The sequence below is a fragment of the Paenibacillus xylanexedens genome, from assembly GCF_001908275.1.
Classification (GTDB): Bacteria; Bacillota; Bacilli; order Paenibacillales; family Paenibacillaceae; genus Paenibacillus; species Paenibacillus xylanexedens_A.
Map to the genome: position 1 here is coordinate 2116695 of NZ_CP018620.1, position 16226 is coordinate 2132920.

The window sequence follows — 16226 nt, forward strand, 5'->3', positions numbered from 1 at the left end:
TAAAGGTTCGTCCCCTACCATGGTTACATAAGCCTCAGTTGCTTAACAGAAACCAAGAAGGAGGATTTATCATTTGAATATTTTGTTACGAAAAGCTGTAGTAACGGCATTATCCGTGACCATGGTAACGTCATCTTTTGGCCTGATTGCAAGTCCGAATGCGGCATATGCTGCAGAAAGTACAGCGACAACCACGAGTGCAGGCGTGACGCAAGCTGATGAATCGTTGTTTCAGACGGATAACGTTATTGACGTGAATGTAACGATTGATGATGCAGACTGGAAGAGTATGCTCGAAAGTCCGCTTGATAAGGATTATAAGAATGTTAGTGTGGAAGTGGACGGCAACAAGCTGGATAACGTTGGTTTCTCCACCAAGGGTAATCTGACGTTGAAAGTTGTATCCTCCATGAAAGATTCAGACCGTTACAGCTTCAGACTGAAGTTTGATAAATACGATAAAACACAAACTCTGCTAGGACTGGATAAAATGGTTCTGAACAACAACTATTCCGATCCATCCTATATGCGTGAGGTACTTCACTACGAAGCGCTGCGCAGCATTGGCATGGATGTACCGATGACGAACTACGTCAATCTGTATGTTAACGGCGAACTGGTTGGTTTCTACACTGGGGTCGAAGCGGTGGATGATAGTTATCTGGAGCGCAACTACGGTGAGGATTACGAGGACGGTGTTCTCTATGATACCGAGGAGAAGACTTATCTCCAATATGAAGAAAAAGGCGAATATAGCACTCTGACAAAGGATTTGGGTACGGACGAGAACAAAACCAAGCTCAAAAACTTCATCAAAACGCTGAATGACATGCCTGAAGGCGAAAAAGGCGATATTGAAAGTGTGCTGGACGTGGATTCGGCGCTTCAATATATTGCAGGCAACATGGTTTTTGGAAACTATGACAGTTATAACGGGGACAAAGGACACAACTACATGCTCTATAGTGATGCCGATGGCAAGTTCACCGTTGTTCCTTGGGACTTTAACATGTCCTTCAACGGGTACTCGGGTGGAGGCGGACGTGGCACAACAACCGGTTCGACCACGACCAACACCAACACCAATGCAACGAACGTATCTGTAGATGAGCCTGTACTGGGTATTAGCATGGAAAATGTACCGATGATTAACAACCTGCTTGCTGTGCCGGAGTATAAGGAAAAATATTTGAGCTACGTCAATGAACTGACGGACTATATGGAAGGCATTCAGGATCGTATTACTGGCCTTGCCGATGAGATTCGTCCTTATGTAGAAGCAGATCCAACGAAATTTTATACGACAGAACAGTTCGAATCCAACATCGCTTATTCTGCAAATGCAGACGCAGCAGGTGGTATGGGCGGTACACCACCAGAAGGATTTGAAGGCATGACCCCACCTGAAGGCATGGAAGGTATGACGCCGCCTGAAGGTTTCGAAGGAATGACACCTCCAGATGGAACAACACCTCCGACTCAGCCGGGTGCCGCAACTGGAAATGGTGCAACAAATCCAACAACGAATACAGGAAATGTCCAAACACCTCCTGGCGGCAACTTTGGCGGAGGTTGGAGCATGGGCTCCATGGCAGCCGGATCACTGACGACATTTTCACTGAACCGTCTTGCGAATCTGCAAGAGCAACTCGGACGTGAAGTAACACCGTTGCCTGAGACTTCGGAAGAGACCGGTTCGAATACTTCATCCGGAGCAACGGACAAAACCATTACCGTAACACTCGATGGTAAATCGATTACATTCCCGGATCAGGATCCGCTGCAGCAAAGTGGCCGAGTGATGGTACCTGTTAACGCAATTCTCGAAGCTTTAGGTGCAGAAGTGACTTGGGACAAAACAGCGAAGACGGTAACAGCGGTTCTGAATGAGCAGACACTTGTGCTCAAGATTGGAAGCAGCACGGCAACCGTAAATGGGGAGAAACTCGAAATTGATGCACCAGCGATCATTCAAAACAGTCGCACACTCGTACCCGTTCGCTTCATCTCAGAAGGACTGGGATTAGCCGTGGATTGGGATCAAGCTACTGCACAAGTAAGCCTTACATCCAAATAAGCAATATCTTCTGCGGTGCAACGTTGTTGTACGGAGAAAGAGAGAAGGGATTCGATGGTCAGATCGAATCCCTTTTTGCTCTGCTTTTTCAGGTTAGACGGAGCGAACATCCCATCAAAATCCGGCCTCGTCCATGTCCGACCTCACTTAGTCCGTTTAAGATTTAAAATCTGTTACAATAGGGAAAAGGAGGGACTACATTATGGCCCCTGATAAAACAAAACTTTTCCCGAATGAGAATATCCGTACGGTATGTTACATTCAAAACCTACCGCCGCGTACCAATGTGGACATCGGTGATTATACGTATTATAGCGATAATACAAATCCGCCAGAGCAATTCTATGACCGGATACAGCATCATTATGACTTTATTGGTGATCGCCTGGTCATTGGCAATTTCTGTGCAATTGCGGAAGGTGTGACATTCATTATGAATGGCGCGAATCATCGGATGGAGGGTATGACCACGTATCCGTTCAACATTTTCGGTGGAGGATGGGAGCGTGTGACACCTACACTGGAACAACTTCCATATAAGGGTGACACGGTACTGGGAAACGATGTATGGCTTGGACAAAATGTAACGATCATGCCTGGTATCACAATTGGAGACGGGGCAATCGTTGCCTCCAATTCAACCGTTGTTAAGGACATTGAACCCTATACGATTGTTGGTGGTAATCCAGCCAAGACTGTTAAAAAGCGTTTTGACGAAGAGACGATTGCACTGCTGCTGGAATTGAAGTGGTGGGATCAGGATGAGGAATGGCTGGATACGCATTTGGAACGTCTTGTCTCTACATATGATCTACAGATCTTGCGCGAACTTCTGAACAGCAAATAGGATGGTTGTGCATAAAAGACAAAAAAAGCTGGTTCCTGACAGAGCCGGCTTCCAAGCAAATCAGGCCCTGGACCGTTTTGAGCGGATCAGGGCCTCTTGTTGTCCAAGATGAAATGTTAATTTAGCGGGTGGATGGTCGTAGGTTGCAATCAGACTGTACTGATGGGGGCTTTAAATGAGTATGAGCTTCTGCATGATCCGAGTTTGTCTGTTTGCCTGAGTAAAAGTTAATGATATCATCAACGGTAGTAAACACGACATTTAAATCCATATTATCATTGTGTGTTTGAATAAAAACCTCTTTTCAATGGGTTGTTACGTTTGTTACGTGGTTTAATTTAAAGCTTCTTTCATGCTTAAGCCTGCTGTGAATACAGGAACTTTACCTGCAGGTAGTTGAATTTCCTTGCCTGTTCTCCGACTTTTTCCTGTTCTTGCCTCACGCTTCTGTACTTCGAATTTCCCAAATCCAACCACTTGAACTTCTTTACCTTCTTTGAGAGCTTCGAGAATCGAATCCAATACAACGGTTACAGCTTTTTCAGCATTCTTCTTGGAGAAACCGCCAGCCTTGGCTACTTCTGTGATCAATTGTTCTTTATCCATGTGGAATACCTCGCTTTCATTCTTGGGATGTGGAAACTTTGTTGTGACACATATGTGTAAATAAAAAGCTGCCTTATTAATAAGGCAGCTTTCATATAATTAAAGTTTAGTAACGTTCTCAGCTTGTGGTCCACGGTTACCTTGAGTTACTTCAAATTGAACGCGTTGACCTTCGTCCAAAGATTTGTAACCTTCACCTTGAATTGCACTGAAATGAACGAATACATCTGTTCCTTCTTCAGTTTCGATAAAGCCGAATCCTTTATCCGCGTTGAACCATTTCACTGTACCTGTTTGCATGTGATTCCTCCAAAAAATAAGTTTTTAGCCGATCATTATGACGAGTATAATTTAAAATTGACACTCACCTGGTGCATTTAAACCACGAACTTGATGTCCGCTAATGTATCGATTAATATGATAATACCATGTCCGCTAATATAAGTCAAGATTTGGAGGTATTTTCTAATGAATCAGTCATCAGGGGTTTCGGTGCAGCGGGAACCGACAGTAGAGGAATTCATACATATGCTTGCTAAAGAGGGAGAATTACATCCCAAAACCGTGAAGGAATATGCAAGTGATCTGAAACACTTTATCGAATGGTACAAGGAAAGCACCATGCTTAGCGAAGAAATGACATTGCAAATCGAAGACGTAGATACATCCACTTTAGTCAGTTATCGTGAAGATGCTCACCAAGTTATGTTATTGAAACCAGCCACCATTAACCGGAGATTGATTACGCTGAAGCGTTTTTTCAAATGGGCTGTCTTGGAATCTAGGCTCAGTCATGACCCTTCCAAACCATTAAAATTCATTCCGGAAGACAAAGTAAGTCCACGCCGAATAACATTGGAAGAAGAGCAGGCATTCCTCGCGGCAGTGGAGTATGGTAATTCCCTTCGTGATCAGACCATCCTGACCCTTATGTTTCACACAGGCTTGCGAACGATGGAGGTATGCAACCTCAAGCCTCATGATATCGAACTTGGTAGACGAAGCGGTCACCTGACAGTGAGAGCCGATAAACGCAACGTGCAACGTAAGATCCCTTTGAATATACAGTGTGTTGTCATGTTGAATCAGTACTTATCTGATCTTGCTCCCGATCGTGCGTATCTTTTTCCTTCAGAGAAGACAAATGATCGTTTAACGGAGAGAGCACTGCGCCACCTGATTAAAAAAGTAATGATAACAGCAGGGCTGGAAGGACTGAGTTCACACGACTTGCGTCATCGTTTTGGCTACGCTATGGCTGAACATACGCCACTGCACCGTTTGGCCGAGATAATGGGACACACCAACCCAGATACAACAATGATTTATTTTAAAGCATTAAGTACGAATCATCGTAAAGAACAAGAATGAAATCTGAATTATAGTCAGAATCAAAACACCTCTTATTAGAAGTACTTCGAAATTTCCCGTGTTTGTATTACTTTAACCTACCTTTAGCATTCATATACGATCCTTCACATTTCACTTAGGCACTGCCCGAAAGGGTTGCCTTACCTCTAACAAAGAAAGCGATTACATATCCCTGATAATATTGTATATTATGATGGCAACCTTGGAACAGATCAACATGAGCTTGTGCATTTTGCTTCAATTCGGTGACAGAAAGAAATCAAATGGATCACAATGCTACATATATATTCGTTGATAGGGCATAAGGCCGGCATCAAAAGGGAGGAATCCAAACATGTACCGGGTACTGCTGGTGGATGATGAAGAAGATGTGCGTGAAGGACTTGTTGTAGAGGTCGATTGGGAAGCGCTCGATCTGCGGATAGTCGGTTTGGCTGAGAATGGGCGGGAAGCATTGGAGATGGCGGAGCGGGTAGAGCCGGATATTGTGGTGACCGATATCAGCATGCCATTCATGAATGGTTTGGAACTCGCACAAAGATTGAGGAAGCGTAATCCACTCGTGAAGGTGGTCATTTTGACTGGATATGATGAATTTGATTATGCGAGGCAAGCCATCTCGTTAAGTGTGGACGAATATCTATTGAAGCCGTTCTCGGCAGGACATCTCACCGAACTGCTCACAAGATTGCGCGCCCAGATGGCGTCTGAAGTGGCTGAGCGTGAAGATGTACAGCAGCTGCGTGAGCATTATCATACCAGTTTGCCTTTATTACAGGCAGATCTGCTGGCGACCTTGCTCCATCGGCAGAAATCCTCGACATATATTCATAGTAAAGCTAAACAATGCGGATTGGATCTGACAGGAGAACGTTATGGGGTGTCCGTATTGACACTGCATATGGATGGAGATGTACAGAAGGAGAAGTCTGAGGGAGTATTCAGCGAGCCCCCACAGCGACATAACAAAACAATATCCGAGGTAGCGGACCAGTCTGAGATATTCGTTCCCGGAGGTTCCTTGCGTCAATCTGAGGATGCTGAGCTGAAACGCTTTGCTGCACTTAACATTGCGGCAGAAGTTTGGGCGGAGCATGGGGCTGGTCATGCCTTTATGCATCAGGAGACGATTGTCCTGCTCTATGTGGATCGCACGGGCGGTACAGATGGAGCGAAGCGGCAACAGAAGGCATTGGAAAATGTGATGCGCAGCATCAACCACTATTTACGTATCCCGGCTACGGTGGGATCGGGTCAGATTGTGGATACACTCGCGGATGTGAATCATGCCTATGAAGATGCCCTGCTGGCATTGGATTATCGGCTTGTGCCCGGGACGGATTCAATCATATACATTGCGGACGTAGAGCGACAGACGGCGGGCAAGCTACGTTTCGACGAATTGAAGCAGCAGACGCTGACAAGATGCCTGAAGGCAGGTACACAAGCAGAGTTGGAGGAAGCACTTGCGATCATTTTCCGGGAAATTACAGTGGAACACGGGCGAAGTGATATTCAGCTCTATTTAATTGAAGTGTTAACAACAGTATGGAAGGCAGCACAGGCATCAGGGGAAGAAATGGAAGACATCTTTGGTGCAGGGTTCCAGTTGTATGCGGATTTGTTCCGACTGCCGGGACTTACTGATGCACAGAAGAAGGTACGGGAAGTCTGTCTACTCGTACAACATCGCATTGCCAGCGGACGCCAGCATGTATACAAAGATATTGTCGAGCAGGCATTAGTTTTCACGAAAGAGCATTATGCTGACCCGGACCTGTCCATTCAGAAGGTGTGCGGGCATTTGCATATCAGCTCCGGTTATTTTTGTGGCATTTTCAAAAAAGAAGTACAACTTACCTTCCTGCAGTACCTGATGCAGATCCGAATGGAGGCAGCGCGTGAACTACTTCGCTCGACCGAGCTGAAGTCGTTTGAAATTGCGGAGCAGGTTGGCTTTGCCGAACCCAATTACTTCAGTTTTTGTTTCAAAAAACATATTGGTGTCTCGCCCAAAGAATATCGTAAACAGGCTTCCCAGGCGGCAAGTGAAGGTTCAATCCGATGAAGTTGTTGTCCAGATGGGTGAAATCCATGGGAGTTCAATTACGCTCTCGTCTGCGTTCGTCCAGAGTCAGCAGTATCCGGTTTATTATAACGTGGTCCTTTTCCGTCTTCATCGTCTTGGTGCTAACCATCATGGCGATGCTTCTGCATGACAAGTTCACGCAGGCTGCCGAGCGAAGTGCGGAACTGACGACGAGACAGATTGTGGATCAGGTTAGTTATAATCTGGAGGATTACGTCCGCAGTATGTCGCATCTGTACCGTGCCATTGAGGAACACATGCTGCGTGACGGGACATGGGAAGGGGAACTGGTGGACAAACAGCTTGACACACTGCTCAGCAGTCGTGAAGATATCATCTCGATTACTTTGCTTGATTCCACGGGGAAATTGCTCAAGAACCGACCTACAGCCGAATTAAAAACCAGCGCCCATGTGACACAGCAAGGGTGGTTTCAGTCTGCGCTTCGTGTGCCGGATCACCTGAGTTTCTCGTTACCTCATATTCAGAACATGTACACAGGCCCATATAAATGGGTCGTTTCCATGAGCAAAGGCATAACGATACGGCAAAATGGTCAGGATCGGCAGGTTATCCTGCTGGTCGATATCAATTTCAAACAGATGGATGAACTGAGCCGTCGGGTCAGTCTGGGGCAACGAGGATACGTGTATATCATCGATGAAAGTGCGGGCAATATCGTGTACCATCCGCAGCAACAATTGATGTATATGGGACTCAAAAGCGAGAATATCGAACAGGCTTTGGTGGCTTCCGGCAGTTACGAAGATGAAGCAGATGGACAGAAAAGGCTGAATACCGTGAAGTCCGTTGCCAATATCGGCTGGAAAATCGTCGGTGTTGCTTATCTGGATGAGATTATGACCACTCGTCAGGAAGTGAACGGATATCTCATTCGTGTATTGGTCGTTGTACTGGTACTGGTCATTCTTGTCTCGCTGTTCTTATCCTCCAGTCTGACTCGTCCGATCCGGCGAATGGAGCGCAAGATGAAGGCCGTGGAGCGCGGGGATTTCAACGTGGAGTTGCCTATTGAAGGGCCGCTGGAGGTGGAACGACTATCTCGTCGCTTCAACCTGATGGTCAATAAAATTCGCACCCTGATGGATGAGATTATCCATGAACAGGAGCAGAAGCGGCGTCTGGAGCTGGAAGCCTTGCAGGCCCAGATCAATCCACATTTTCTATATAATACTCTGAATTCAGTAGTGCGCATGGTAGGCATGAGCCGCAATGAGGAAGTGATTACGATGATCACGTCTCTCTCGCGCCTGTTCCGCATCAGTCTCAGTCAAGGCAAAACGATTATCACGATCAGGGAAGAGCTGGAGCATGCGCAGCATTATCTGACGATTCAACAGATGAGGTTTAAACGCAAATTTAACTTTACGATTAAGGCCGATGATACGTTTCTGGATTGCCTGACATTGAAGCTGGTGCTCCAGCCCCTGATTGAGAACGCCATTGTTCATGGCATCGAGTACCACATGGACGAAGGAAGTATTGAGGTTGATGTTTATCGTGAGGACAACAAGCTGGTGTTTCGCATTACAGATAATGGGGTCGGCATGACGGAAGAACAGATGTCGGGATTATTAAGTGGTCGTCCTGTGGTTAAAAGTGGTGCAGGCTCCGGCGTAGCGGTGCGCAATGTGCATGACCGAATCCGGCTCTATTATGGGGAGGGCTTCGGACTTGAATTTGCAAGTGAGTTGGAAGAAGGCACCACGGTCTGGGTTCGGATTCCCATTCAATCGCAGCAGAAGGAGGGCGAGCCTGATGACAGACAATATGGAGAATAGGAACGATATCCACAGCCACAGAGTTGTAGGGTCATACATTCGTACGTTTTGGAAAAAGGTTGCTGCGAGCTTTCCTGGAATTCGGAAACGTCGATTATTAACCCTGACAGCTGCAAGCTGCTGTCTGCTCATATGCAGCGCCTGTGGCTTATCAAGTCCCGATGCTACGGCAGTACCGCCACGTATCGCGCTGATTACGCCAGCTGGAACAGGGGAACTTGCGGAAGCCATCTGGCTTGGTACCGAAGCGGCTGCCAAAGAGAACGGAGCCGAACTGATTACCGTGGAAGCATACCCTTCCGATGGTGATGTGTACACGCCTGCCATTCTGGATTCTGCTGGAAGTCAGATGCAGGTCAAACAGGCAAATATCAACAGCCAAACGTTGTCTCGCAGTGCGCGAGAGCAGGCTCAAGTGAAGGCCGCCGCATCGGCTTTGAAGCAGGGGGCATCAGCTCTATTGGTTGATCCCCTAAGTGAAAAGGCACTTAGTGACATCATTCAGGAGGCACAGACAACAAATTCCGATGGAACCATTGTTCCTGTCATTGTGCTTAACGATGAATTTCCCGTGAAAGGCATCACCAGTTTCATCTCGATGGATAATGTTGAGGCGGGAAGACAGGCGGGCCAGGCTATGGCGGAGCTTCTGGAAGGGAAAGGGCATGTGGCCTTATTGGGCCCCGATCCTCTTAATTCTGGTCTGATTCAGAGAGAGCAGGGAGTTATGGAAGCCTTGGAACAGTATCCTGATATTCAAGTGGAACCCAAATCGATATGTAATACACGAGATGGATGTTGGCAGACTGTGAAGCAATTGCTGGACCAGCAGGAGGTGGATGGCTTCATTACTCTTCAGGAACCTGCTTCTCTGGGAGCAGCCGATGAACTGAATCGACGCAAATCTGCGGACAAGGTGAGGATTGTTGGATTCGGTAGTGAACAACAGCAACTGGAGCAATTGCAAGAAGGGGTCTTTGATCATCTCATCGTCCAGAATGGATACAGTGCAGGTTATCTGGGATTGAATCAAGCCGTTGCGCGGCTGAACAATCAACAGGTGCAAGCGAGAGTGTTACTTGAGACCAAGCTGGTTAGTACAGACAATATGTTCTGGATGGATAACCAGAAGTTGTTGTTTCCTTTTGTGCAATGAACGAATGCCGGAACGGATGCTGAATGATGAAATTAATCCATTTTGTTAACTTGAGGAAGATTTCGATAGAACAGGTGAAGATATTGTATTCGAATTTAATGTAAACCCTTTCATAATAAAGACATCGGTAAAGCCGAATGAACTTGGGGGAGGTCATTAGGATATGAAGAAAACATGGATGACACTGTTAATTACGGCATGTATGGTTGTGGCGGCGGGTTGTAGCAGTGGCGGAGACAGTGCAGGTGGAAGTACGGGAACGGATACAGGAGGCCAGACAGCAGCCGGTACGGAAACGCCCAAGATTGGTGTTGCCATCTACAAATTCGATGATACATTCATGACGGGTGTACGTAATGCGATGACCGCAGCAGCGGAAGGTATTGCGACCCTGGATATCGTGGATAGCCAGAATGCACAGCCGACCCAGAATGAGAAAGTTGATCTGTTTGTGTCCAAGAAATACAATGCGATGGCCGTGAACCCGGTGGACCGGACGGCGGCAGGTGTCATCATTGACAAAGCCAAGGCAGCGAACATTCCAGTGGTATTCCTCAACCGTGAACCAGTGGCGGAAGATATGAACAAATGGGATAAGGTGTACTACGTAGGAGCAAAAGCGGAGGAGTCCGGCACGATCTCTGGACAGCTGATTGTGGATTACTGGAAAGCACATCCGGAAGCGGACAAAAACGGCGATGGCAAACTGCAATACGTCATGCTGAAAGGGGAACCGGGTCACCAGGATGCAGAGCTTCGGACCAAATATTCGGTTCAGGCGATCCAGGATGCCGGTATCGAAGTGGAAGCGCTGGCGGAAGACACGGCGATGTGGGATCGGGTGAAAGGTCAGGAGAAAATGCAGGCGTTCCTGGCCTCCCATGGTGACAAGATTGAAGCTGTTCTCGCAAACAATGATGACATGGCCTTGGGAGCCATTGAGGCATTGAAAGCAGCCGGATACTTCAAGGATGGCAAATCCATGCCGGTGGTAGGTGTGGATGCAACAGCTCCTGCTATTCAGGCTCTACAGGATGGTACAATGCTGGGCACGGTGCTTAATGATGCCAAGAATCAGGGTGCGGCCACGGTGGCACTGGCTTCCGTACTTGCCAAGGGTGAGACACCAACGAAGGAAAATACCCAATATGACATTACAGATGGTAAATACGTCTGGATTGCCTACAAAAAGATTACGAAAGACAACATTGCCGACGCCCAATAACAGCACTAGACAGGGACGTCCGTCATTCGGGTAGCGTCCCTTTTTTGCCGGTCATATGGAAGGGAGGAACCAAGATGGAGTCACCTTACCTGCTGGAGATGAATGGAGTTTCCAAAGCATTCCCGGGTGTGCAGGCACTAAGTCAGGTCACATTGAAGGTGAAGCCGGGAACGGTTCACGCCTTGATGGGAGAGAATGGAGCGGGAAAATCCACGCTTATGAAATGTCTGTTCGGCATGTATCGCCCGGATGAAGGAACGATACGCATCGAAGGGAAGGACGTGGATATTCCGAATTCCAAAGCGGCACTTCAGCAAGGGATATCCATGATTCATCAGGAGCTGAATCCGGTACCGCATCGTCCGGTGATGGAGAATATCTGGCTGGGTCGTTTTCCGATGAGGGGAATTCTGGTGGACGAGAAACGCATGTATACCGATACACTGGCGCTGTTCAAGGACTTGAACTTGGATATTGATCCGAAGGCTCAAGCTGGAACACTATCTGTCTCCAAGATTCAATCGATGGAAATCGCCAAGGCGGTCTCATTTCAATCCAAAGTCATCGTCATGGATGAGCCAACTTCTTCCCTGACGGGGAAGGAAGTGGATCAGCTCTTCGCCATTATTAATGAACTGCGCAGTCGTGGCGTGTCCATAATCTACATTTCCCACAAGATGGAGGAGATCCTGACGATCTCGGATGAAGTGACGATCATGCGTGATGGCTTCGTTGTCGGGACATGGGATGCTGTAGATCTAACGACAGATCTGATCATTACGCGTATGGTTGGCCGTGATCTGGACGAACGTTTCCCGGAACGGACGAACGTACCCGGTGAAGTGATATTAAAAGCCGAGGGGCTGACATCAAACCAGTCTAAATCGTTTTGTGATGTATCCTTTGAGCTGCGAAAAGGTGAAGTGCTCGGCATTGGCGGCTTGGTTGGAGCACAGCGGACAGAACTGATTGAGTCCTTGTTTGGACTGCGCGGACTCGCTTCAGGTACGATTTCGATTCATGGGCGCAAGGTGAAGATTAACTCCCCCGCAGCAGCGAAGCGTCATAACATCGCGTTGCTCACCGAAGAACGAAGAGTCACAGGAATCTTCCCGGTGTTGTCGGTGTATGAGAACACGATCATTGCCAGTCTGGGGCGCTACCGAAATCGCGTGGGCTTGCTGGACGAGAAAAAAGGCCGCGAAGAGGCACGTGAGCAGACGCAGAAGTTCAGAACCAAAACGCCTTCAGTTAACACGCTGATTCGAAACCTGTCTGGCGGCAATCAGCAGAAAGTTCTGCTGGCCCGTTGGTTATTGACCGACCCGGAGATACTGCTGCTGGATGAACCGACACGTGGAATTGATGTAGGGGCCAAGTTCGAGATTTACACCATTATTACGGAACTGGCTCGTCAGGGCAAAAGCATTATCATGATTAGCTCGGAGATGCCCGAACTGCTGGGGATGTCGGATCGCATTATGGTGATGAGCGAAGGGCGTCTCACCGGAATCGTGGACGGAGCAGATGCAACAGAGCAGGATATTATGAGGCTGGCCGCGCAGCAGCGGATGGCTTAGTCAGGAGGGAAACAGATGAACACACAGATGATCAATCAAGTGAAACAATATGTAACACAACGCGCCATCTTTATCGTACTGATTCTGCTCATCATTGGTATAGCTATTGCCGATCCGAATTTTCTTGCCTTCTCCACACTGCGGGACATCTTACAGCAGTCCTCCACACGGGCCATTATTGCGCTTGGTGCAGCCTTTATTCTTGTCACGGGCGGGGTCGATCTGTCCGCTGGACGGGTGGTTGGTCTGACGGCGGTTGTATCGGCATCGATGCTGCAAATTGACGAGTATGCAAACCGCTTCTTCCCCGATCTGCCCCACTTATGGGTGGGTCTGCCGATCCTTGTCGGGATTACCGCAGGTCTGTTTGTGGGATTGGTAAATGGACTCATTGTCGCCAAATTACATGTGCCTCCTTTTATCGCAACGCTGGGTACAATGGTTGCCGTGTACGGACTGAACTCCATTTATTTTGATACGGAACCCAACCAGTCACAGCCGATCGGAGGATTGAGACCGGACTTCACCGTCATTGGCTCTGGATACATTGATCTGGGCGGGGGTTATTCCATCCCGTATATTGTCCTCATTGCTATTGCGGTGGCATTAATCTGCTGGGTGATCTTTAACAAAACACGTCTCGGCAAAAACATGTACGCGATCGGTGGCAACATTCAGGCAGCACATGTATCCGGGATTCATGTGGCACGCAACCTGGTTGCCCTGTATGCCATTGCGGGTGCACTGTATGGTCTGGGTGGTGTACTTGAGGCAGCACGCACAGGTGGAGCAACAAACAATTACGGTAACATGTATGAGCTGGATGCGATTGCCGCATGTGTGGTAGGCGGTGTATCAACGGCAGGAGGTATTGGAACGGTACCTGGGGTTATGGCGGGTGTACTGATCTTCGGGGTCATTAACTATGGTCTGACGTTTATCGGTGTAAGTCCATACTGGCAGTTGATTATCAAAGGATTGATCATTGTTGCTGCGGTGGCTTTTGATATCCGTAAGTATATGGCGAAAAAATAAGATGAGCCTCAAGAGGTTACACCAGTCACTCCGATGACAGAACAACCTTCTGATCGCTGTTATCCCCAGATTTTTTGATTCCCTTCTAAAGAAGTGAAAATCCGGGGATAAAGGCGAACGCTCCGCTTCTTCAGGTTATTTCTGTCCTCTACGTTATCGTGTAAACAATTTGTTCATCTTATATGGAAAAGCAGCAAAGAAGCCAGCCCTCGGGATATAGAGAGCTGGCTTTAATTGTTATGCATTTACAAACCAATCTACGACAGTAATTATAGGGCCAATAATGCAAAACACTAGCATAAACGCAGCCACGTTACAGGCAACACTTGAGCCATAATGTGAACGATTTTTTTTGGCTATCCAGATGGTAGGGATCCAGAAGATTGCTGTGGCTACAAAGGGGATATGAAGTCCTTGATCACCGTTACTATAAATAGGCAAGTTTAATAGTTCGAATAGTCGATAACCTAACCTGAAATTTTCTTCTCCCCACCCGTAGTTAAAAGCGAATCCCATAGCCAGTATGAGCAGAGATAGAGTACCCAGACCGAAAGGTTTTCGTTGTGTTGTCATGTGATATCCTCCATAAGAAAGTATTTATCCTAAATTAATCCATTAATGTATTGTACCACAATATTGATCTATGCGAAAAGGAATTGTTTCACTTTTGTTGATTACAATTACATCATATGTCCTATTGCCTTCATAATTTATACATTCGTGCGAATTTGGCGAGCCTCCACTAATCGACAACATCAGCTAATCATAATCGATATAATACATGTACATAAGTTGTTTGATGTGAGTTTTATGTCAAAGGGGGCGAGGCTGTTTGCTTAGTTACACGATGAAAATGGTGATATTCCCGCTAGGTTGTCTGCTTGTCATTCTGTCCTCTTATGTTCTCAGGCTTACCCCTAATATGGCAATAATGTCACTTTCGGCGACATTATTGGTAGCAAGTATTTATGGGGAGAGACGATATCCTGTGCTGCGAAAATTTCAGTGGATTTTTCTCGGGATATTCCACTATTTCAGTGAACTGAACTGGTGCAACATGCTGTATTATATGCTCATTATTTCAATGATCCAGGACAAACCAAGGTTGGCACAGACCTTGCCGATTTCGTTGCTGCTTATGCTGCAATATACGTTGATTCGGCTTTCGTATGTGCCAGTAGATACATATGCTTTGCTGGTTTCGTTATTTGACCTGTTAACCTCGGTTGTTATCATTTTTTTGTATCATACCTTAATCAACAGTGAGGTCGAGAAGCGCAGGCTTCGGGAAAAAAATCGGTTCCTGACCCTGCATGATCCGCTTACCGGACTGTTGAATTACGAAGGTTACATGGAGGTGTTACATAAGACAGTAGAAGAGCAACGGTCTTTTTTGCTTGTCCTTTTGAACGTCAATAACTTTAGCGGCTTTAAAAAAGAGTCAGAAGATCCTTGGTGTACGGTAATCACAGGTACAGGTCAGATGATCAGCAATCATTTCACCGAGGCCTATGGCATATCCCGGTATGCAGGAGACCGATTTGCAGTCGTTTTGCCGGAGATACAGGATGTGGAAGAACGAATGTCGTCACTGTTATCCGTGCAGCTTCAAGGACTCCAGGTAAGCTACAGCATCTCCCTGTACCCGGAAATGTCGGATTCGTTGCAGCACTTTATGACGGTTGCCGAGGATAGGCTGCTTCAACAACAGCGCAGCAAATGGCTGAAAAATGAAGAAGAAGTATTTCGTTCCGAAAGACTAAGGGCTGTAGGTGAACTGGCCGCGGGTATGGCTCACGAAATTCGGAACCCGCTTACCGCAATTCGGGGATTCCTGCAGCTATCCCGTGGACAAGCGTTTAATATCGCGCCATGGTATGAAGTGATTATGGGTGAGGTGACAAGAGTAACCGATCTGACGGCTGAATTTTTGCAGTTTTCCAAACCACATGCCAATCACATGAAGCCTGAACATTTGGGTCACTGCCTTGAACGCGTGATGTCTTTGACCGAGTCAGATGCGGCATCCCGAGGGCATCAAATTACGCTTGAAATGACTAATGAGCCAGTTGTGATCATCATGGATCGGGATAAAATTGTGCAGGTATTGATCAATCTGATTCGTAACGCTTTTGAAGCAATGACAGACCCTGGTGAGGTTCATATGGATTTGTTGCAGGACGGAGATGCAGTACTCATTTCAATTACAGATACAGGAAGCGGCATTCCGGAAAATTCGCTATCCACAATCTTTAATCCATTTTATACAACCAAAGAAGAAGGTACGGGACTGGGACTTGCACTCTGCCAGAAAATCGTTCAGGATCACAATGGTAAAATTACCGTCCATAGCGAAATGGGGGTTGGTTCGACCTTCACGCTTCATCTGCCAATGGAGACGTAAATCATATAAGGGATCCAGAGATAGCAATTAAATA

At 47.0% G+C, this 16226-nt stretch carries 13 protein-coding genes; 10 read left to right on the plus strand and 3 right to left on the minus strand.

What is annotated here, in order from left to right; all coding sequences use genetic code 11:
• Positions 1 to 73 precede the first annotated feature (73 nt).
• On the plus strand, positions 74 to 2077 hold the full coding sequence (locus BS614_RS09250) for a CotH kinase family protein (protein ID WP_074093763.1): 2004 nt from the start codon (positions 74 to 76) through the stop codon (positions 2075 to 2077).
• A 202-nt stretch (positions 2078 to 2279) separates the two neighbouring features.
• Positions 2280 to 2924 carry a Vat family streptogramin A O-acetyltransferase gene (locus BS614_RS09255; RefSeq protein ID WP_074093764.1) on the plus strand — a complete coding sequence of 215 codons (645 nt, stop codon included), beginning with the start codon at positions 2280 to 2282 and terminating at the stop codon, positions 2922 to 2924.
• 333 nt (positions 2925 to 3257) lie between these two features.
• Here the strand turns inward: BS614_RS09255 and BS614_RS09260 are convergent, their stop codons facing one another.
• Together BS614_RS09260 and BS614_RS09265 are read right to left on the minus strand one after the other, a co-directional pair.
• Complete coding sequence (locus BS614_RS09260) at positions 3258 to 3530, minus strand: HU family DNA-binding protein (RefSeq protein WP_074093765.1); 273 nt, start codon at positions 3528 to 3530, stop codon at positions 3258 to 3260.
• Positions 3531 to 3629: 99 nt separating this feature from the next.
• On the minus strand, positions 3630 to 3830 hold the full coding sequence (locus tag BS614_RS09265) for a cold-shock protein (RefSeq protein ID WP_017690333.1): 201 nt from the start codon (positions 3828 to 3830) through the stop codon (positions 3630 to 3632).
• 168 nt (positions 3831 to 3998) lie between these two features.
• Here BS614_RS09265 and BS614_RS09270 point away from each other — a divergent pair, with 168 nt between their 5' ends.
• The 7 genes from BS614_RS09270 to mglC all read left to right on the plus strand — a co-directional run bounded on the left by BS614_RS09270 (position 3999) and on the right by mglC (position 13788).
• A complete protein-coding gene (locus BS614_RS09270) occupies positions 3999 to 4901 on the plus strand; it encodes a tyrosine-type recombinase/integrase (protein ID WP_074093766.1) in 903 nt (300 codons plus the stop codon).
• Between the two features lie 334 nt (positions 4902 to 5235).
• On the plus strand, positions 5236 to 6969 hold the full coding sequence (locus tag BS614_RS09275) for a response regulator (protein WP_074093767.1): 1734 nt from the start codon (positions 5236 to 5238) through the stop codon (positions 6967 to 6969).
• 26 nt (positions 6970 to 6995) lie between these two features.
• Positions 6996 to 8792 (plus strand): sensor histidine kinase, encoded by a 1797-nt coding sequence (locus BS614_RS09280; protein WP_074096763.1) that lies wholly within the window; start codon positions 6996 to 6998, stop codon positions 8790 to 8792.
• The gene (locus BS614_RS09285) at positions 8770 to 9948 is read left to right on the plus strand and encodes a sugar ABC transporter substrate-binding protein (protein ID WP_074093768.1); all 1179 of its coding nucleotides are present in this window, start codon (positions 8770 to 8772) and stop codon (positions 9946 to 9948) included. The genes BS614_RS09280 and BS614_RS09285 overlap by 23 nt, the downstream gene beginning before the upstream one ends.
• 163 nt (positions 9949 to 10111) lie before the next feature.
• A complete protein-coding gene (locus BS614_RS09290; protein ID WP_062837388.1) occupies positions 10112 to 11173 on the plus strand; it encodes a galactose ABC transporter substrate-binding protein in 1062 nt (353 codons plus the stop codon).
• Positions 11174 to 11247: 74 nt separating this feature from the next.
• Positions 11248 to 12753 (plus strand): sugar ABC transporter ATP-binding protein, encoded by a 1506-nt coding sequence (locus BS614_RS09295; RefSeq protein WP_074093769.1) that lies wholly within the window; start codon positions 11248 to 11250, stop codon positions 12751 to 12753.
• Between the two features lie 15 nt (positions 12754 to 12768).
• Complete coding sequence (gene mglC / locus BS614_RS09300; RefSeq protein WP_017690326.1) at positions 12769 to 13788, plus strand: galactose/methyl galactoside ABC transporter permease MglC; 1020 nt, start codon at positions 12769 to 12771, stop codon at positions 13786 to 13788.
• 237 nt (positions 13789 to 14025) lie between these two features.
• On the opposite strand, the gene BS614_RS09305 is transcribed toward mglC, so the two are convergent.
• Entirely contained in the window at positions 14026 to 14361 is a 336-nt protein-coding gene (locus BS614_RS09305) for a hypothetical protein (RefSeq protein WP_036672474.1), read from the minus strand.
• Positions 14362 to 14776: 415 nt separating this feature from the next.
• On the opposite strand from BS614_RS09305, the gene BS614_RS09310 reads away from it, so the two are divergent.
• Positions 14777 to 16192 carry an ATP-binding protein gene (locus BS614_RS09310; protein ID WP_051449843.1) on the plus strand — a complete coding sequence of 472 codons (1416 nt, stop codon included), beginning with the start codon at positions 14777 to 14779 and terminating at the stop codon, positions 16190 to 16192.
• The last annotated feature ends 34 nt before the right edge of the window (positions 16193 to 16226 follow it).